Annotated in this window: 19 protein-coding genes; 13 read left to right on the top strand and 6 right to left on the bottom strand. The window is 47.0% G+C overall.

All coding sequences use genetic code 11. The features are described from left to right. The first annotated feature begins 23 nt into the window (after positions 1 to 23). Positions 24 to 608, top strand: coding sequence for a DUF3157 family protein (locus tag CAG69_RS00585; protein WP_006742924.1), 585 nt, complete (start codon positions 24 to 26; stop codon positions 606 to 608). 38 nt (positions 609 to 646) lie between these two features. Here CAG69_RS00585 and trhA read toward each other — a convergent pair whose 3' ends face one another. After that, on the bottom strand, positions 647 to 1300 hold the full coding sequence (gene trhA / locus CAG69_RS00590) for a PAQR family membrane homeostasis protein TrhA (protein ID WP_005394044.1): 654 nt from the start codon (positions 1298 to 1300) through the stop codon (positions 647 to 649). A gap of 70 nt (positions 1301 to 1370) precedes the next feature. Further along, positions 1371 to 2177 carry a sporulation protein gene (locus tag CAG69_RS00595; RefSeq protein ID WP_161442183.1) on the bottom strand — a complete coding sequence of 269 codons (807 nt, stop codon included), beginning with the start codon at positions 2175 to 2177 and terminating at the stop codon, positions 1371 to 1373. 296 nt (positions 2178 to 2473) lie between these two features. On the opposite strand from CAG69_RS00595, the gene CAG69_RS22260 reads away from it, so the two are divergent. From CAG69_RS22260 to CAG69_RS00615, 5 genes are all read left to right on the top strand, one after another. Further along, the gene (locus tag CAG69_RS22260) at positions 2474 to 2641 is read left to right on the top strand and encodes a hypothetical protein (RefSeq protein WP_005379043.1); all 168 of its coding nucleotides are present in this window, start codon (positions 2474 to 2476) and stop codon (positions 2639 to 2641) included. Positions 2642 to 2806: 165 nt separating this feature from the next. After that, positions 2807 to 3073 (top strand): YihD family protein, encoded by a 267-nt coding sequence (locus CAG69_RS00600; protein WP_005394048.1) that lies wholly within the window; start codon positions 2807 to 2809, stop codon positions 3071 to 3073. Positions 3074 to 3386: 313 nt separating this feature from the next. Continuing rightward, a complete protein-coding gene (gene ccoG, locus CAG69_RS00605; RefSeq protein WP_065646621.1) occupies positions 3387 to 4808 on the top strand; it encodes a cytochrome c oxidase accessory protein CcoG in 1422 nt (473 codons plus the stop codon). Positions 4809 to 4861: 53 nt separating this feature from the next. Beyond that, positions 4862 to 5848: a serine/threonine protein kinase gene (locus CAG69_RS00610; protein WP_161442200.1), complete on the top strand. Its 987-nt coding sequence runs from the start codon at positions 4862 to 4864 to the stop codon at positions 5846 to 5848. A gap of 34 nt (positions 5849 to 5882) precedes the next feature. Continuing rightward, entirely contained in the window at positions 5883 to 6485 is a 603-nt protein-coding gene (locus CAG69_RS00615; protein ID WP_161442185.1) for a thiol:disulfide interchange protein DsbA/DsbL, read from the top strand. Positions 6486 to 6530: 45 nt separating this feature from the next. On the opposite strand, the gene CAG69_RS00620 is transcribed toward CAG69_RS00615, so the two are convergent. Continuing rightward, on the bottom strand, positions 6531 to 7409 hold the full coding sequence (locus CAG69_RS00620; protein WP_046874593.1) for an acyltransferase: 879 nt from the start codon (positions 7407 to 7409) through the stop codon (positions 6531 to 6533). Between the two features lie 149 nt (positions 7410 to 7558). Between CAG69_RS00620 and CAG69_RS00625 the strand changes: the two genes are divergently transcribed. After that, on the top strand, positions 7559 to 8515 hold the full coding sequence (locus CAG69_RS00625; RefSeq protein WP_161442187.1) for a DUF2860 domain-containing protein: 957 nt from the start codon (positions 7559 to 7561) through the stop codon (positions 8513 to 8515). Between the two features lie 57 nt (positions 8516 to 8572). On the opposite strand, the gene CAG69_RS00630 is transcribed toward CAG69_RS00625, so the two are convergent. Further along, complete coding sequence (locus CAG69_RS00630) at positions 8573 to 10096, bottom strand: YifB family Mg chelatase-like AAA ATPase (RefSeq protein ID WP_006742918.1); 1524 nt, start codon at positions 10094 to 10096, stop codon at positions 8573 to 8575. 464 nt (positions 10097 to 10560) lie between these two features. Here CAG69_RS00630 and ilvG point away from each other — a divergent pair, with 464 nt between their 5' ends. Genes ilvG through ilvA form a run of 5 tightly spaced genes read left to right on the top strand, consistent with a single transcriptional unit; the run spans position 10561 to position 16860 of the window. Further along, entirely contained in the window at positions 10561 to 12207 is a 1647-nt protein-coding gene (ilvG, locus tag CAG69_RS00635) for an acetolactate synthase 2 catalytic subunit (protein ID WP_161442189.1), read from the top strand. Positions 12208 to 12218: 11 nt separating this feature from the next. Continuing rightward, complete coding sequence (gene ilvM, locus CAG69_RS00640) at positions 12219 to 12503, top strand: acetolactate synthase 2 small subunit (RefSeq protein ID WP_005378958.1); 285 nt, start codon at positions 12219 to 12221, stop codon at positions 12501 to 12503. Positions 12504 to 12515: 12 nt separating this feature from the next. Further along, on the top strand, positions 12516 to 13454 hold the full coding sequence (ilvE, locus tag CAG69_RS00645) for a branched-chain-amino-acid transaminase (RefSeq protein WP_005378953.1): 939 nt from the start codon (positions 12516 to 12518) through the stop codon (positions 13452 to 13454). 14 nt (positions 13455 to 13468) lie between these two features. Beyond that, positions 13469 to 15310, top strand: a complete 1842-nt coding sequence (gene ilvD, locus CAG69_RS00650; RefSeq protein WP_161442191.1) for a dihydroxy-acid dehydratase — start codon at positions 13469 to 13471, stop codon at positions 15308 to 15310. A 2-nt stretch (positions 15311 to 15312) separates the two neighbouring features. After that, on the top strand, positions 15313 to 16860 hold the full coding sequence (gene ilvA / locus CAG69_RS00655) for a threonine ammonia-lyase, biosynthetic (protein WP_161442194.1): 1548 nt from the start codon (positions 15313 to 15315) through the stop codon (positions 16858 to 16860). 54 nt (positions 16861 to 16914) lie between these two features. Here ilvA and punR read toward each other — a convergent pair whose 3' ends face one another. After that, a complete protein-coding gene (punR, locus tag CAG69_RS00660) occupies positions 16915 to 17817 on the bottom strand; it encodes a DNA-binding transcriptional activator PunR (protein WP_017821565.1) in 903 nt (300 codons plus the stop codon). A gap of 152 nt (positions 17818 to 17969) precedes the next feature. On the opposite strand from punR, the gene punC reads away from it, so the two are divergent. Beyond that, complete coding sequence (punC, locus tag CAG69_RS00665) at positions 17970 to 19175, top strand: purine nucleoside transporter PunC (RefSeq protein ID WP_161442196.1); 1206 nt, start codon at positions 17970 to 17972, stop codon at positions 19173 to 19175. A gap of 44 nt (positions 19176 to 19219) precedes the next feature. Here punC and CAG69_RS00670 read toward each other — a convergent pair whose 3' ends face one another. Further along, positions 19220 to 19996 carry a transporter substrate-binding domain-containing protein gene (locus tag CAG69_RS00670; RefSeq protein ID WP_161442198.1) on the bottom strand — a complete coding sequence of 259 codons (777 nt, stop codon included), beginning with the start codon at positions 19994 to 19996 and terminating at the stop codon, positions 19220 to 19222. Between the last annotated feature and the right edge of the window lie 72 nt (positions 19997 to 20068).

Genomic DNA, 20068 nt, shown 5'->3' on the forward strand with positions numbered 1-20068 from the left:
AGACACAAATAAAAGGTATAACAATGAAAACATGGATCACTCTGGCGACCCTACTTGCCGCCTCATCCACATACGCCGCTGAAGTCATCACTTTAGCCGATGGTCGAGAAGTGAAGTTAAACGATGACTTTACTTGGGAATACGTCATGAAAAAACCTGCGCAGCAAGCAACAGAGACGCAAGCGACAATAGGCGCGGTTGAAACGATCGCAGCTCCCGCAATTGCGACAATTCCAGTTGTGACGAAAACTGTTGGCACTACTGTGGTGGTAAACGCCAAAAAGCCAACCATGCAGCTGTCTGACTCTGGTGTCGACGTACTGATTGGCTCCGCGAGCTATCAAGATGGTGAGCTCGTACTGCCAACGTCCATTACCAATCAAAGCTCACAATCGGTGATTCAAGTTGAAGTGGAAGTTCTGGTATTTGATATGTCTGGCCAGCAACTGGCGAAAGAAAAAGTCACAGTTTGGCAATCCATCAAGCGAATGGCGGATACTTACCTGCGACCACAACAAGCAGAACAGGGTAAAAGCATCAAACTGGCAGTGCCGCAGTCTCAGCAATACCAGTTTTCAGCCAAAGTGTTAGAAGTGAAAACTCGTTAATGTGATAACACATGTTTTGTCGAGTTCATATCTATCCGTTAGATAGGCTCGACAAAATAATAAATTGCGAAAAAGTGACACACACAACCCGCTAAAACGAAGCCGTGCCAAATCGCATGATTGAATGGAATACGCTTCGCAACGTAGAAAATCACCCCCAGTGAATACACAATCCCACCAGCTGCGAGTAATGTCAGTCCGCCAATATCCAAGTTGATCGCCAACTGATAAATCACAATCAACGACAGCCAGCCCATGACCAAATACGTCATCAAGGAAAGCTTTTTAAATCGGTAAACAAACGCGACTTTCATAATGATGCCGAGTAGAGCAATGGTCCAGATGACAATCATCAAACCAAACGCGAGCGGCGTACGTAAACTCACCAACAAAAAAGGCGTATAACTGCCAGCAATGAGCAGATAGATGGCGCAGTGATCGAAAGTTTTTAGCCAGCGTTTGGCGTTGGGGTGCGGAATTGCGTGATACAGCGTCGAAGCCAAAAATAGCACGATAATACTCGCACCATAGACAGCCATACTGGCCAGCGTCAGCGTATCAGCTTGCTGGTCTATGGCTTTGATTAGCAGCAGTATCAAGCCAACAATACCAAAAATCATCCCAATGCCATGAGTGATGGTATTGGCCAGTTCTTCGCGTTGACTGTATTGAGGTTTCTGCAGTTCAGACATCAATGCGCCTATACTAGAGTTTGAAATTTGCTCTAGTATGGCACATTAGGCTTACACGTGTAAGCTTAAATTAAGGCTCATGAACGGCCGTGGTTTGATCGAGATAATTAAGTACAAGCTCGCCCACTTGATCAAGCTTAGTCGTGGCTGGAATGGTCAACTCTCGTTTGAGTTTTCCGCTACCCAGTAAGCTTGCGAGCATGCCACCCTCGCCCTTGCGTGTGCGGTCAACTTCAAACCATAATTTGAGTTCTTGCTCGCTACGATGAGCGACAAATTCTAACTCACGCCACACGCCATGGTATGGCCCGTCAGTCGGCACCATCTCAAATTCTTGCACAAATGGCAGGTCGAACCCTTTTACTTCCTCACACTCCACTTGGCGAATACGCAAACCTTGCGCTTCAAATGCGGATAACACCGCATCCATTAGTGGATCAGGCCGAACGGTGAGGATGTCTTTATCGGTCGGGTCTAAAGCAGCAGCAACGTCCAAGCCGGTTTCGAGCCACACTTTGGCGTCACCAATGGTGACAGGCGTATTCCAAGGCACATCGAGCTGAACATCGAAGGTACGCTCTTCGCCGGAATGGATGGTAAACGCATAAGGGAGACTCCACTTAGCAAGCACATGAGTCTGAGGTACTCGGCGCATGCTGTGTCCTTCTCGCGCACCACGGTCATCAGGAGCTTCCGCGATATAGCGACAACACAGTTTTAAATCGATGTTGTCGATCGCTTGTTCAGTGGCACCACCATAAACATGGATAGACACATCCACACTTTGACCAGGATATAGCACGTCTTGATTTAGGATTGAGTCGACCTTAGCGCTCCCAATCCCAAAACTGGCAAGTGTCTTCTTCAAAAATGACATAGGCACCTCCTTCGTCGAGATCTCATACTACTACTGCTGATCGAGGGATCAAACAAAAATTGCCTCGATCATCGCGACAAAATGACAAAATCTAAACAATTCAATTGCTCAACTATCGACCAATTATTACAAGGATGCTAATCTTATACGTGATATGCATGCATATCGGTATTCCTGATTCATTAACTGGATTGGCGAGAGCCAGAAGAGTGATTCTTCAATCTTGTTGGAGCCTAGCTCATAATGATTCAGGCCATTACATCGGCAATGGATATGCCTGACAGTTAGGTAAATTAATGCGCCCAACAACAGTCAGGTTCGCACACACTAATACTAGTGCAATGCGCCGCCGCAGTGGCTTTACTACTGCACCAAAGGCAAAGCAAGTTGCGCCAGCAATGACATTGGTTGAGAAGACAGCAATGATGTCGAGTGTTCCGGCCAAAGTTATCAAAGCAGCTTAATCAAAAGCGCGGCGCCAGCTGCGCTTTTTCTTTGCACGCGACTCAAACCACCTCAACGACTTAGAACAAAACACAGTGAAATAGATAGTTTTTCCTATTTGGTCTTCGCAAAGCAATTTGGTACCTTTACAGCTAATTACACCTATAAATTCTGTGGAGAAAGAAATGAAGTGTCATCGCATTGAAGAGCTGCTTGAGCTACTAGAGCCTGAATGGCATAAAGACCAAGAAATGAACCTAATACAGTTCATCGTGAAGCTAGCGAAAGAAGCAGGCTACGAAGGCAAGCTAGAAGATCTGACCGACGACGTGCTGATCTACCACCTTAAAATGCGTAACAGCAGCAAAGACGAAATGATCCCAGGTCTTAAGAAAGACCAAGAAGATGATTTTAAAACTGCGATTCTGCGCGCTCGTGGCATCATCAAATAACCGGTTCAACAGCCCAGTATTCTTAAAGCGACTCCCTCAAATGAGTCGCTTTTTTATAACTAAAACTTTTAGTCCCACAGTTGGTTATAACTGTTCAGCCAATTATCAGGTTAACTGTACTGACTTTTGTTGTTAAACGTTGACTGCGTTAAAGAAAAGGAATTGTTATTGATTGTATAATCGCCGTTCATCAGTATTTACTAAAATAATTATGTCCGGTCATGATTTATGATAGGGACGAAGTAGCAATGTCATCGAGCGACATCAATAGAAATGACGCCGTACATTATAAAAGCCTAAGAAGGATGAGTGCATGAGTCAGGATAAGATCGATATCAAAGATGTGACTCCTAAAACCTACAACCCTAAGACTCATAAAGGGAATGGGGATCGGTTCAACCCAAGTAATCGCATCTATGTACGCGAAAGCAAAGGGACTTACCAGAAACTGCGTCGTTACGGTGGTTGGTTCTTACTGCTTCTCTTCGCTTTGATACCGTGGATTCCTTACGGTGAACGTCAAGCGATCTTGCTCGATATTGGCAACCAGCAGTTCAACTTTTTCGGTACCACATTGTATCCGCAAGATCTTACCCTACTCGCCTTGCTATTTGTGATCGCAGCGTTTGGGTTGTTCTTTATTACCACCTTCTTAGGTCGAGTTTGGTGTGGCTATCTCTGCCCACAAACCGTCTGGACCTTCATGTATATCTGGTTTGAAGAGAAGCTCGAAGGTAGTGCCAATAAACGCCGCAAACAAGACTCCAATAAGCTGACGGCGAATTTAGCGATGCGTAAAACCGTCAAACATATAGCTTGGTTTGCCATTGCACTCGCCACTGGTTTTACTTTTGTTGGCTACTTCGTACCAATGAAGCAATTGGTTATCGACTTTTTCACCTTTAACGCCAACTTCTGGCCCGTCTTTTGGGTAATGTTCTTTGCCATTTGTACTTATGGTAATGCTGGTTGGATGCGTTCCATCATGTGTATTCACATGTGTCCTTACGCGCGCTTCCAGTCTGCCATGTTTGATAAAGACACCTTCATCGTTGGATACGATGCAAAACGTGGGGAAAAACGTGGCCCACGTCCGCGCAAAGCCGATCCAAAGCAACTTGGTTTGGGTGATTGTATTGATTGTGACTTGTGTGTGCAGGTGTGCCCAACAGGTATCGATATTCGTGACGGCTTGCAGTATGAATGTATCAACTGTGGCGCCTGTATTGATGCGTGTGACAACACCATGGATCGCATGGGCTACGAGAAAGGCCTAATTAGTTACACCACCGAGCACCGCTTATCGGGTAAGAGTACCAAAGTCATGCGTCCGAAGCTGCTGGGCTATGGAGCTGTGCTACTGGTCATGATTGGTCTGTTCTTTGCCCAAATTGCAGCGGTAGACCCAGCCGGCATGAGTGTTATTCGCGACCGTAACCAACTGTTCCGCGTTAATAGCTCGGGAGAAGTAGAAAACACCTACACCCTCAAGGTGATCAACAAAACTCAGCAAGTTCAAGAGTACTCGTTGGATGTTGAAGGGCTATCCGATGTAAGCTGGTATGGTAAGCAGACAATCCAGGTCCAGCCAGGTGAGGTATTGAACTTGCCAATGAGTCTTGGTGCCGATCCTGACAAGCTAAACTCTGCGATTACGACAATTCAGTTTATACTCACCGATAAGAGCAACGAATTCACCATTGAAGTAGAAAGCCGTTTTATTAAAAAACTATAGCGCTACTTCAGTGACTAACGGAAAAAGGCTCAGTAATGAGCCTTTTTGTTTATATGTCCCAAAGTATGTTTAACTTTGACGCCCTTACCCCAGACTTTATGTGGTACGCGTTAGAAAGCATCGGCGTTCGCGCAGAATCAGGCTTTCTTCCCCTCAATAGCTACGAAAACCGTGTTTATCAATTTACTGACGAAGAGCGTCGTCGTTATGTCGTCAAGTTTTACCGTCCTGAACGTTGGAGCAATGAACAGATCCAAGAGGAGCACGACTTCACTTTAGAACTAATTGGCAACGAAATCCCCGTCGCACCACCTGTGCGCATCAACGGTGAAACCCTGCATCGCTATCAAGGCTATGCTTTTGCGCTGTTTGATAGCGTGGGTGGTCGCCAATACGAGGTTGACAATTTAGATCAGCTCGAAGGTGTAGGGCGTTTCCTTGGCCGAATCCATAAAGTCGGCAGCCGCCTAGCCTTCCAACATCGTCCTACTATTGGCTTACAAGAATACCTGTATCAACCAAGAGAGATTCTGCAAAACGCCAATATGATTCCAATGCACTTGGAGAACAGCTTCTTCAATGACTTGGATATGCTGATCAAATCAATTGAAAGCCACTGGCAAGAAGGCTTCAATATCATTCGTTTGCATGGCGATTGCCACCCAGGCAATATTTTGTGGCGAGATGGCCCTATGTTTGTTGATTTGGATGACGCTCGTAACGGCCCTGCAGTACAAGACTTATGGATGCTACTGAACGGTGAACGCCAAGACAAACTGATGCAGCTGGACATTGTTTTAGAGGCTTACCAAGAGTTTTGCGACTTTAATCCTGCAGAATTGAAACTAATCGAGCCACTTCGCGGTCTACGAATGGTGCACTATATGGCATGGCTAGCAAAACGTTGGCATGACCCTGCATTTCCTCTCGCTTTTCCATGGTTTAATGAGCCAAAATACTGGGAAGGTCAGGTCCTTGCATTTAAAGAGCAGATCGCCGCTTTAGAAGAAGCACCGCTGTCTTTAATGCCTCAATGGTAAGTCAGGCCAAAAATTCAAAAATGGAGATATTTCGATGAAAAAACTGTTCGCACTGTTTTCTATGCTGATGTTAAGCCTGTCGGCACATGCAGCGCAATTCAAAGAAGGTGAACATTACAAAGTATTGGATCTTGAGGCATCAAAAAAACCTCTTGTGACGGAGTTTTTCTCTTTCTACTGCCCGCACTGTAATAGCTTTGAACCTGTAATCCAGCAACTGAAAAAGCAGTTGCCAGAAGGCACTAAACTACTAAAAAACCACGTTTCTTTCATGGGTGGCAATATGGGCCCATCAATGAGCAAAGCCTACGCGACCATGGTTGCACTAAAAGTGGAAGACAAAATAGTGCCTGTGATGTTTAACCGCATCCACAATCTAAAGAAGGCGCCACGTAACGATGAAGAGCTTCGCCAAATCTTCCTTGATGAAGGTGTAGACGCGAAGAAATTCGACTCTGCATTCAAAGGCTTTGCGGTTGATTCCATGGTTCGCCGTATGGACAAGCAATTTGAAAACAGCGGTCTAACCGGCGTTCCTGCGGTTATCGTTAACAACAAATACCTAGTTCAAGCACAAAGCATCAAGACGATGGATGAGTACTTCTCTCTGGTGAACTACTTGCTGACACTAAAATAAGCGCATCGATATCAATCAAAAGGGGAGCTCATCGCTCCCCTTTGTTTATTTGTAAATCTCTTGTAGTAACCGATCTTTTTCTTGCCACACATCACCCAACCACTGCTGAAATTGTCGCTTATAGGGCTTATCGTTAAAGTAATCACCAAGCACTCGTTCATCGACGGGCAACACATTCACACGCACAACAACCTTGCCCATTCGGCCCATTAATAAATCCTTGAATGGCTTATTTGTATTTTCTGGGTACGCCAGCGTCACATCGATAATGTTCTCGAACTGCTCCCCCATTGCCGCTAACGTGTATGCGATCCCGCCCGATTTTGGTTGCAGCAAATATTGGTAGCTCGTCTTGCTCTTACGCTGTTTTTCTTCGGTAAATCGAGTGCCTTCGACATAATTAACCACTGTGGTTGGGGCATGTTTGAACTTGGCGCACGAGCGACGTGTCGTCTCTAAATCTTGACCTCGTTTGTGCGGGTTGCGGATCAGATACTCTCGCGAATAACGACGCATAAATGGCATGTCGAGCGCCCAACACGCCATCCCAATGAAAGGCACATACAACAGTTGTTGTTTGAGGAAAAACTTCGGCATAGGTATGCGGTCTTTAAACACGCAGCAAAGCACCACAATATCGGTCCAACTGAGATGATTACTGATCAGCAGATACCACCCGTCTTTTTTCAGCGCCTCACCGCCCTGAACATCCCAGTCAACACGGTTAGAAACAGCCAGAATGCCCGCATTAACGGTAGCCCATAACCACATCACCTTGTTGGCACAAGCGGTCGCTTTCGCTTTTAGCTCCACGCTTGGAAGCAATACTTTAAACACAGCGATAATACAAATTGCGAGTGAACACAGCGCAGAATTGAGAATCACAAAAGAAGCGTTAAAAAAAAATAACAAATATGCCAACATGATAGTCAAACAACAGTGATAATGTGTGAAGAATAAAACAGCGTGTAATTATACTGCGCCTTTGCCACATTGGAATATGCGTGGGAATGGTCAGATTTGTTACCTCAACCAATATTTGCACCACTCATTCGACAATAAGGAGATAACGAATGAAACCAAGGCTAATTCTCTTGCCTTTGGCCTTTGTCGTCAGTTCTGCTCAGGCTCAACTCGCTGAAACCGCAGGTTTTGGCGGTGAAATTTCGCTGAATGCCGGATTTGTATCATCAGAATCCAACTTCAATACGGAAAATAGTAACACCATCGATTCTCTCGATAAGCGCGCCGATAGTGACAGTTCCGTTATCGCTGCGCCGCTAGGAAGCATTACTTACACTTTTGGTAACCGACTCACTCACCAAGTGTACGCGGGTACCACACGTTCCGATGTCGCGGTTGGTACACTCGCTTTTCAGCTGGGCTATCAACACGAGTTGCCGTCCGGCACCGTGCTCGATATTTCCTATCTACCGACCGTGCTCAAAAGCGAAACTTGGCGTAACCCATATCAAGTCGGAACCGCCCGTAAAGAAACGGATGTGGACGGCAATGCCTATCGCTTTCAAATCAAAGGATTGATTGATAAAAACTTCAACCTTGATCTCGCTTATGCTGATAAAGACATTGAGCAAGAAGAAGTAACGGACCGTTCACTCGCTCGCGATGCGAGCCTTTACTACGTTAAAGGTGACTATCGGGTTTCACTTAATCAAACATCCATGTTGCAACCGGCGTTTACCTACATTAATCAAGATGCCGACGGTAATGCGGAATCATTTGATTCGTACGGGTTTGACATCAGTTGGTTTAAATTTATCAATCGCCATCGGTTGGCCCTCACCGCAGGTTATGCATGGAAAGACTATCAAGCCACTAGCCAAACTTTTGCTAAAACACGAAATGACGACACCGTCAGCCTATTTGCAGCCTATGAATATCAAAACGTATTTGATTGGCAAAACTGGTCGTTCATCTCTTTAGCCGGCTACAGCCAAACGGACTCAAATATCACGTTCTATGATGAGAAAGAGTACCTGTTGTCTCTTGGTCTCAACTACACCTTCTAACATCCTTCATCGCAACAAGGCACTTACAACACTTGTTGCGGTGATATTTGCACGTCTCTATACCGCTTGCGCCGTGAGTTGTTTCAGTAAGCGATCCATCGCTCGATACCCAAGCGCCTCGGCTAAGTGCGCTCGTTCAATCTGCTCCGCCCCATCAAGATCTGCTATCGTTCGTGCCACTTTGATAATGCGATGATACGCGCGAATCGAAAGCCCCAAACGATGTAAAGCGGTTTCAAGAAACTCCGCATCACTTTTGTGTAAGGGGCAAAACGCCTCGATTTCTCGACTGCCTAACAGTGCATTTACCTTACCGCTGCGGTTCAACATATTGGTACGCGCATGATTCACACGTTCTTTAACGATAGCGGTCGGCTCACCGCGATCACCACCTTCTGCTAATGTCCCTTTGGGCAAAGCTGGGATTTCTAAAGACATATCAAAGCGATCTAACAGTGGTCCGGATAATCGACCAAGGTAGCGCAAAATAGCTTGTGGATTGGTGCGGGCTTGATTGCCTTCGTAATATCCTGTCGGACTTGGGTTCAGTGCACCAACTAATTGGAAGCGAGCCGGAAAACGTGTTTTACCTTGCGCCCGAGAGATAATGATCTCACCAGATTCGAGCGGTTCGCGTAACGAGTCTAGAACTTTACGATCAAATTCGGGCATTTCATCGAGAAACAACAAACCGTTGTGGGCTAAAGAGATCTCCCCGGGTCTGGGTACCGAGCCACCGCCAACTAATGCAGCCATTGAACTTGAATGATGCGGAGAGCGAAACGGACGCGACTTCCAATTGTGCTCATTAATTTCACTCTGCGTCAGCGACGCCACCGAAGCGGTTTCCATTGCTTCTTCGTCACTCATCTCCGGTAGTAAGTCACACAAACGCGAAGCCAACATGGTTTTCCCGGTACCTGGCGGGCCAAGGAAAAGTAAGTTGTGGTTTCCAGCGGCAGCTATCTCCAATGCGCGCTTACCTTGTTGTTGGCCAATAATATCTTGTAAGTCTCGACCATGTTTTTCGACTATTTTGCGCTTAGGCGTTTGAAAAAGATTCAGTCGATGTTGACCACAAAGCTCGGCACATACTTCCAGTAATGATTGAGCCGATTTATGTTGTTCTTTCCCCACTAGCGCCGCTTGATCGCCATTCACATGTGGGACCACTAAATGACGTTGAATCTTACTGGCTTCCAGCGCAGCAGGCAGCACACCTTTTACAGGTCTCAAACCACCAGATAGCGCTAACTCACCAACAAATTCGTAGTTTTTAAGCTTATCTGTCGCGATTTGCTCCGAAGCGGCCAAAATTCCCAATGCAATAGGAAGATCAAAACGCCCTCCCTCCTTGGGTAGATCTGCCGGAGCCAAGTTCACGGTGATCCGCTTAGCTGGAAACTGAAAATTAGAATTAATGATCGCGCTACGAACGCGATCTTTGGACTCTTTTACCGTCGTCTCTGGTAGCCCTACCAAGGTAAACCCGGGCATACCATTGCTAATATGAACTTCTACACTAACCGATGGCGCTTGCACCCCGACGCTTGCTCGACTATGAATGATTGCCAGCCCCATACGTTCCTCAATTTATTGAACACTCTGTAAACAAATGTTTTATCTAGTTGGTTATGTTATATACCGCGTCCCAATTGAGAGTTAATGTGAAAAAAGAATGACTTTTTGCTTGTCATGCAGCGGAATTGTGTGATACCACTAATGACGCAAACAATTTCGTAGAACATTACACAACATTTTTTAACGAAAAAAGAACGACAGACAGATGAACCTTTTCGCTCATATCAACGCACTGCTAGCCCTGATTATCGTGGTCATTATTGGCACCGCGCGGGGTATTGTGGGCGAAAGGTAACCACAAATTACAAAAAACCCCCGCACTGAAAAGTCCGGGGGTTTTTTTACAACTACAAGTTGTCATCTGTCTAACCCTCGGACAGTTTAACGGGAAGAATGGGAGTGCACATGAAGTGCAATAAATATGGCAATCGCTACGAGCCACAACGTAGCAAAGGAGGTTTACGATGACTGGTGCACAACTTGTCGTAGCCGCTTTAAGACAGCAAGGCATCGAAACCGTTTTTGGCTACCCTGGCGGGGCCATCATGCCAATCTACGATGCTTTGTATGACGGAGGGGTGGAGCACATCCTATGCCGTCATGAGCAAGGGGCTGCCATGGCCGCCATCGGTATGGCTCGTTCCACTCAAGACGTTGCCGTGTGCATGGCAACTTCCGGCCCAGGGGCCACTAACCTTGTTACCGGCCTTGCCGACGCTTTCCTTGACTCCGTACCTCTAGTTGCCATCACAGGCCAAGTTGCTAGCTCTCATATAGGTACCGATGCATTCCAAGAAATGGATGTGATCGGAATGTCCCTAGCCTGTACTAAGCACAGCTATCTCGTGACCGAAATTGAAGACCTAGCGCCAACGCTAGCCGAAGCGTTTGAAGTGGCCAAAACGGGTCGTCCGGGTCCAGTCATTGTCGATATCGCCAAAGACGTTCAACTGGCTCAAACCCCAACAGATCTACTGCCTCCATACGTAGCGCCTGCAATCGAAGATGTCAGCGCTGAAGACATTAAGCGCGCACAAGATGTACTGGCAGCCTCAACTCGCCCAGTGTTGTATGTTGGTGGTGGCGTGCAACTCGCGAAAGCAACCGATGCAGTACGCGAATTCCTTCGCTTAAACCCAATGCCAGCAGTTAGCACACTAAAAGGCCTCGGTACCATTGAACGCCATGACCCTCACTATCTTGGTATGTTGGGCATGCACGGCACCAAAGCCGCTAACCTAGTGGTTCAAGAAGCCGATCTATTGATCGTGGTTGGCGCGCGCTTTGATGACCGTGTGACGGGTAAGCTCGACACGTTTGCACCAAATGCGAAAGTGATTCACATCGACATTGATGCTGCGGAGATTCATAAACTGCGCCACGCCAACGCACCATTGCGTGGCGACATCAACACCATTCTTCCTCAGCTAGAGCTGACTCAAGATATCTCACCGTGGGTACATCACAGTGAAAGTCTGCGCAGCGGCTTTAAGTGGCGTTACGACCACCCGGGCGAGTTAATCTACGCACCGCTATTGCTTAAACAACTGTCAGACATGATGCCAGACAGCTCAATTGTCTCGACTGATGTAGGTCAGCACCAGATGTGGGCAGCGCAACATATCCAGCCACGCGAACCACAAAATTTCATCACTTCTGCTGGTCTTGGCACCATGGGCTTTGGCTTGCCAGCAGCGATGGGCGCTGCAGTCGCACGTCCTGATGATCAGTCTATTCTTATTACAGGTGACGGTTCATTTATGATGAACGTGCAGGAATTGGGCACGCTGAAGCGTCGTCAGATTCCAGTGAAGATTGTCCTTCTTAATAACCAACGTCTTGGCATGGTTCGCCAATGGCAGTCGCTGTTTTTCGACGGTCGCCACAGTGAAACCATTCTTGATGACAACCCAGACTTCGTGATGCTTGCCAAAGCGTTCGATATCCAGGGCAAAACCATCACCAAGAAAGAAGAAGTCGAACCTGCTCTCAAAGAGATGCTAGCGAGTGAAACTTCTTACATGCTTCACGTTTTGATTGATGAAGAAGAAAACGTGTGGCCATTGGTGCCACCTGGCGCATCAAACAGTGATATGTTGGAAAATACATAGGAGACAATCGCATGGACAGATATTTACTCGACATCAAAGCCGATGACAAACCGGTACTGTTGGAGCGCGTTCTACGTGTGATTCGTCACCGAGGCTTTGTGATCAAACAAGTCGCAGCTACCCAAAACCATGAAAGCAAAGTAGCCAGCGTCGAGATCATCGTCGACAGCGATCGACCAATCTCGTTTTTGATCAATCAAATAGAGAAGTTGTGGGACGTTCGTAAGGTTGAGGTGCTAAAAATCCGCAACGATGAACTGCCAAATCACAACTTACAACAACACGTAAGTGCATAAGGAAGGCAACAAATGGCAACGAAAACTGCAGATTTCATTTGGTTTAATGGTGAGATGGTTCCATGGGCAGAGGCGAACGTGCACGTTCTAACTCACGCAATGCATTATGGTACATCCGTGTTTGAAGGCGTGCGCTGTTATAACACACCAAAAGGCCCAATTGTCTTCCGTCACCGTGAGCATGCACAACGTCTAAAAGATTCTGCCAAGATTTACCGCTTTCCGATACCTTTCTCTGTAGAAGAAATCATGGAAGCGACCCGCGAAACACTGCGCCAAAACAAACTCGACAGCGCTTACATTCGTCCATTGGGTTTTGTCGGTAATGTTGGCTTAGGCGTATGTCCACCAGTTGGCACTGAGATGGATCTAATCATTGCAGCATTTCCTTGGGGCTCTTACTTAGGCGAAGAAGCGCTAGAAAAAGGTGTCGATGCGATGATTTCAAGCTGGAACCGCGCTGCGCCAAACACCATCCCAACTGCGGCTAAAGCAGGCGGTAACTACCTATCTTCACTACTGGTTGGTGGTGAAGCCCGTCGTCACGGATACGACGAAGGTATCGCACTGAGCGTTGATGGTTACCTATCTGAAGGGGCTGGCGAAAACATCTTCGTTATCAAAGATGGCGTGATCACCACACCACCAGCAACCAGCGCGATTCTGCCAGGCATCACTCGTGATTCGATCATGACGATTGCACGCGATAAAGGCTACGAAGTACGTGAAGCCAACATTGCTCGTGAAGCCCTTTACCTTGCAGATGAAGTCTTCATGACAGGTACTGCGGCTGAAATTGTGCCAGTGGCAACCATCGACAAAATTGAAGTGGGCACAGGTAAACGCGGCCCAATCACTAAAGAACTACAAGCAGCCTACTTTGGCCTATTTGACGGCACCACGGAAGATAAGTGGGGCTGGTTAGACTATGTGTACCCAGAACAGAAGTAAGAAGGATTTAAGAAATGCCAAAATATAGATCAGCTACCACCACACATGGTCGTAATATGGCGGGGGCACGCGCGCTGTGGCGTGCAACGGGCGTGAAAGAAGAAGACTTCGGTAAACCAATCATCGCCGTAGTGAACTCGTTTACTCAATTTGTTCCGGGTCACGTACATCTTAAAGACATGGGTCAGCTTGTCGCACGTGAAATTGAAAAATCAGGCGGCATCGCGAAAGAGTTCAACACCATCGCGGTCGATGATGGTATCGCAATGGGTCACGGCGGCATGCTGTATTCACTGCCATCGCGTGAGCTGATTGCAGACTCAGTAGAGTACATGGTGAATGCACACTGTGCCGATGCCATGGTGTGTATCTCTAACTGTGACAAAATCACTCCGGGAATGTTGATGGCATCCATGCGTCTCAACATCCCGGTTATCTTTGTCTCTGGTGGCCCGATGGAAGCGGGTAAAACCAAGCTTTCTGATCAGATCATCAAACTAGACCTTGTTGATGCAATGATCCAAGGCGCGGATCCAAAAGTATCTGATGAGCAAAGCGAGCAGATCGAACGCAGCGCATGTCCAACCTGTGGATCGTGTTCAGGCATGTTCACGGCAAACTCGATGAACTGCCTAACAGAAGCGCTGGGTCTTTCTCAGCCGGGCAACGGTTCTATGTTGGCGACTCACGCTGATCGTGAACAGCTATTCCTTAACGCGGGCAGACGCATTGTTGAACTGACTCGTCGTTACTACGAGCAAGATGACGAATCCGCGTTGCCACGCAACATCGCAACTTATGATGCCTTCGAAAATGCAATGGCACTGGATATTGCCATGGGTGGTTCAACCAACACCATTTTGCACCTGTTAGCTGCAGCGCAAGAAGGTGAAGTGGATTTCGATATGGAAGATATCGATCGCCTGTCTCGCCAAGTGCCACACCTATGTAAAGTGGCACCATCCACTCAGAAATATCATATGGAAGACGTACACCGCGCTGGTGGCGTAATGGCGATTCTTGGTGAGCTTGACCGTGCAGGTCTACTGCACAATGATGCGCGCACCGTACTTGGCCTTTCGATGAAAGAGCAACTGGCAAAATACGACATTATCCAAACTGAAGACGAAGAGGTACTTAAGTTCTACCGCGCAGGCCCTGCGGGTATTCGTACCACCCAAGCGTTCTCGCAAGATTGTCGTTGGGATCGCCTTGATGACGACCGTGCAGAAGGTTGTATTCGCGCGAAAGACAACGCCTTCAGCCAAGAAGGTGGCCTAGCCGTTCTATCAGGCAACATCGCATTGGATGGCTGTATCGTTAAGACAGCCGGTGTTGATGAAAGCATTCTTAAGTTCACTGGTCCGGCTGTGGTATTTGAAAGCCAAGAAGATGCGGTGGAAGGCATCTTAGGAGGTAAAGTGAAAGCCGGTGATGTGGTTGTTATCCGTTATGAAGGTCCAAAAGGTGGCCCAGGCATGCAAGAAATGCTTTACCCAACCACTTACCTAAAATCGATGGGCCTTGGTAAAGAATGTGCACTGCTGACTGACGGTCGTTTCTCTGGTGGTACATCAGGACTCTCTATCGGCCATGCTTCTCCTGAAGCCGCTAACGGCGGTGCTATTGGACTGGTGAAACCGGGCGATATGATCGCGATTGATATTCCGAACCGTTCAATTTCACTCGAAGTGTCTGAACAAGAACTTGCAGAACGCCGTGTAAAACAAGATGAACTTGGCTGGAAACCTGTTGATCGTCAAAGAGAAGTTTCCTTTGCACTTAAAGCGTACGCGAGCATGGCCACCAGTGCTGACAAGGGTGCAGTACGAGACAAGTCGAAGCTAGAGGGCTAGCAATGATGGAATCTCAACCCGAAAAGAAAGTAAATCAAACTGGCGCAGACTATCTGCGCCAAATCCTCCGCGCTCCGGTGTATGAAGTCGCAACAGTAACACCACTGCAAGAAATGCCACGATTGTCTGCACGTATTGGTAACAATGTGCAAATCAAGCGCGAAGATCGCCAACCCGTGCACTCATTTAAATTACGCGGTGCGTACAACATGGTGGCAAGCCTAACTGAAGCACAAAAAGCCGCTGGTGTCATCGCTGCATCGGCAGGTAACCACGCTCAAGGCATGGCACTGTCTGGCACTAAGCTGGGCATCAAAACTACCATCGTGATGCCAAAGACCACGCCGGATATCAAAGTCGACGCCGTACGCAGCTTTGGTGGCAATGTGGTGCTGCACGGCAGCAACTTTGATGAAGCAAAAGCAGAAGCCGAACGTTTGTCAGAGCAATATGGCTATACTTTTGTGCCCCCCTTTGATCACCCACTGGTGATCGCAGGTCAAGGCACCATCGGTATGGAAATGCTGCAGCAAAATGGTCACCTTGATTACATCTTTGTTCCTGTCGGTGGCGGCGGTTTGGCCGCTGGTGTTGCGGTACTTGTGAAGCAACTCATGCCAGAAATCAAAGTGATTGCGGTCGAGCCAGAAGATTCTTCATGCCTCAAAGCGGCATTGGATGCAGGTGAACCAGTAGTATTAGACCAGGTCAGCATGTTTGCCGATGGCGTCGCTGTAAAACGCATTGGTGAAGAGACGTTTCGTCTGTGCCAAAAGTACATTGATGGCCATATTGCGGTCTCTAGTGATGAAATCTGCGCAGCCGTAAAAGACATCTTTGAAGATACCCGTGCGATTGCTGAGCCTTCGGGTGCGCTTGCTCTGGCGGGGCTGAAGAAATTTGCTGAACAGAACAAGCTGAAAGACAAAAACCTAGGCACGGTACTGTCTGGCGCAAACACCAACTTCCACGGGTTACGTTATGTGTCAGAACGTTGCGAGCTAGGTGAAAAACGTGAAGGTTTATTGGCAGTGACGATCCCTGAACGCCAAGGAGCGTTCTTTGAGTTCTGTAACTTGATTGGCGGCCGTGCAGTTACGGAGTTTAACTATCGTTATAACGATGACGAACTCGCTAATATCTTTGTCGGTGTTCGTCTGCAAGGCGGTCAAGAAGAGTTGGAAAACATCATTCACGATCTACGTGAAGGTGGCTATCCGGTGGTTGACCTTTCTGATGATGAAATGGCGAAGCTGCACGTGCGCTACATGATTGGTGGTAAGCCGTCTAAGCCGCTTAAAGAGCGCCTCTACAGCTTTGAATTCCCAGAGTACCCTGGGGCGCTACTTAAGTTCTTAAGCACACTCGGCACACACTGGAATATCAGTTTGTTCAACTACCGTAACCACGGCGCTGACTACGGACGTGTTTTATGTGGTTTCGAGTTAGATGAAAGCGATTTAGCTCAGTTTTCTGCACATTTACGTGAACTTGGCTATCAATGCAAAGACGAGACAGACAACCCATCGTATAAGTTTTTCTTGTCATAAAACGCCACATTTTAAACATATCAATGAAAACACCTCGCTAATGCGAGGTGTTTTTTATGACTGTAACCAATCTTTATGTAGCTGATTAGGCGACCCAAGATAGTCCACCATCCACTGGATCAATTTATGATTATCATCTTTGCGCCATACTAAGCAGCAGTGACTGAGCGGTTTATCATCCGGCATGACCTTCTCCACCAGCACACCATCATTGATTAAGGGTGTTGCAATATGACGTGGCATGTAACCCACGCCCACCCCATTTTTTAAACATTCAATCGCACTATACCAATTGGGCAATAATAATCGGCGCTGTTGCGGATAATGGCCAGTATGGCGTTTTGGCAGCACGTTCGAAGTATCATCAAGACAGATCGCCGGAAATTGACTCACAAACTCTTCAGTAAGCACTTGTTGTCGAACGCAAGGATGAGCGGGTGACATTACAAATGCCCAATCTAATACGCCCATATCTTTGACTTCAAAATCTCCCCCAACGGGAACCGCAGATGTCGCGCCAACGACAATGTCGGCTCTACCTTGTGCTATGGCTTCCCAAGAGCCATTAAATACTTCCATATTGATCTGCAATTCAGCAAATTCAAACTCGCGATAAAAGTCTTCCACCAAAGGTTTGAGTTTTTCTAACTTCACCACGTTATCTAAGGTCAGCTTTAACGTGCTCTTCCATCCCTGAGCTGCTCGGCGTGTTTGTGCTTTCACCTCTTCCATTTGACGCAGCAAAGAGCGAGCCTCAGCCATAAAAAGTTCACCTGCTGGAGTTAACTCCACTTTCCTCGGTAAGCGTCGAAACAGCACCACATCTAAATCTTGCTCGACCTGCCTTACTCCATAGCTAATGGCTGAAGGGACTTTATGCAGCACCTCAGCCGCAGCGGTGAAACTGCCTAAACGAGCAACCGTATCCAGCATTTCCAGAGACGCTTTAGAGAACATGACTTAACCTTTCAAAAAATTTGATTGATAACCAACAATTTTAGCGTTTTATTTTATCAAAATCGAAAAATAGAATAATAAGGTAAATAAATCAGGGTTGGCGCCAACTGATGTTGATTAAAAAATGATTAAATAATTTGACTGGTTGAATCATGAAAATATCAAAACTACAGCTCATTTATCTGGCAGCATTATCGATGCTTGGCTTCGTTGCTACCGATATGTATCTGCCAGCATTCAAAGCGATGGAAATCGACTTTGCAACAGGCCCAGAGCAAATAGCGCTCTCTTTAACGGTATTCCTAGTTGGTATGGCGGTTGGCCAGCTAATGTGGGGATTGGCATCCGATAAATTTGGCCACCGCAATACACTCGCGGCCGGGTTAGTGCTGTTTACTATCGCGTCATTCGGTTTGGCTTTCTGTGACCAAGTATGGCAACTACTGACACTGCGCTTTATCCAAGCTATCGGTGTATGTGCACCAGCCGTGATCTGGCAAGCTATGGTCATTAAACGCTACTCAAGCAGCAGTCAGCAAATTTTCGCAACGATCATGCCGTTAGTCGCGCTATCCCCTGCGCTAGCACCTCAATTAGGGGTTGTGTTGGCAGATAACTTCGGTTGGCACAGTATCTTTATTACGCTGACACTGGTTGGTGTCTTCTTGGTCTTTGCGACAATGGCCCAAAAAGACGAGAAAGCAGAAATCAAACAAACCAGTATGTCTGCCGACATCAAAGCGCTGCTGAGTTCTAAAAAGTACCTTGGCAACGTGTTTATGTTTGCGACGGCTTCGGCTGCATTCTTTGCTTACCTAACAGGTATGCCAGAAATCATGGCGCAACTAGGCTATGAAGCAAAAGATATTGGTTTGAGCTTTATCCCACAAACTATCGCGTTTATGGCTGGTGGTTACTTGGGTAAAGTCGGCGTTCGAAAATTTGGTGATGAAAAGGTTCTGCGCCAACTGATTGGCCTATTTAGTGTCGCGGCATTAATGATTTTCATTGCTTCACAGTGGGAGCTGTCATCGATTTGGCCTATTCTTGCGCCATTCTGTTTGATTGCCGTTGCTAACGGCGCGCTGTACCCAATCGTGGTAAACCGTGCACTGGCCAGCGCACAACAGAGCCCTGCAACAGCAGCAGGTCTGCAAAACAGCCTGCAAATCTGTGTAAGTAGCTTCTCAAGTGCATTGGTAGCCGCAATGGCAAGCCAAGCTCAGATGGTTACTGGCATCGCAATCATCATCTGTATGGGTGGGCTGTGGATGGGATACATTCTGTCGAATCGCGAATTATCCAAGCACTTTACGACTCCTGACAACGCCCGAGTCGTGAGTGAAGACGAACTTTAATCGTTCAGATAATAAAAAGAGCCGCGCAATGCGGCTCTTTCTGTTTATAAGCTTTTCAACCCCCACTTCTTGGCAGTCAGCTTGAAAAAGCCTTGGGTCTTTTTCAACTCTACCCAGTGATTGATGTAATTAATCCATACTTGATCGTCTTGCGGCAACAACATAGCAATTGGGGTTGGTTTACGCGGTGCGGTCACTGGCACTATCGCCAACTGTTTAAACTTGTCCACCAACGTCGCAGCTTCCACATTGGACGTCACCGATACATCGGCCCTGCGAGCTAGTAGTTCTTGGAAGTCGCGCGCTGGCGCTTCAATAACAATATGCTGAGCAGACGGGAAGAACTCTTTCACCATTTTTTCTTGTACCGTACCTAACGTCGCCGCGACTTTTACTTCTGGTTGATTAAAATCCGCCCAATCAGAGAATTTGGCGAGATCTTTCTTTTGCACCACAGGTACAAAGGCAAGGTAGAAATATGGCTGGCTATATCCAGCTACTTTCGCGCGCGACATGTTCAGAGATGCGCTGCCAGTAATATCGTATTTGTTGGCGGTAATGCCATTAACTAGCGTCTTCCAATCCGTGGCTACATACTCTACTTTTACACCGAGATCTTTAGCAAGCTCGGTCGTTACATCGATATCAAAGCCACGATAACTGTTGGTTGCAGGGTCTTTCATCGTCATCGGATTCCAATCTCCCGTCGTTCCAACACGGAGTACACCACTGTCTAAAATGGATTGAAGACGGCTTTCAGCATGAGCAATTTGAGTTGCAGCAAGTAAACACATTCCTAGCGCTAGTAAAATCTTTTTCATTTTTATTCCCTTAAAAATAATGACCTTATACGGTTTAATGATTAACCTTTATTAAAGCTCTATTGATAACAT

Source organism: Vibrio sp. V43_P6S15P86 (assembly GCF_009904725.1).
Taxonomy (GTDB): domain Bacteria; phylum Pseudomonadota; class Gammaproteobacteria; order Enterobacterales; family Vibrionaceae; genus Vibrio; species Vibrio diabolicus.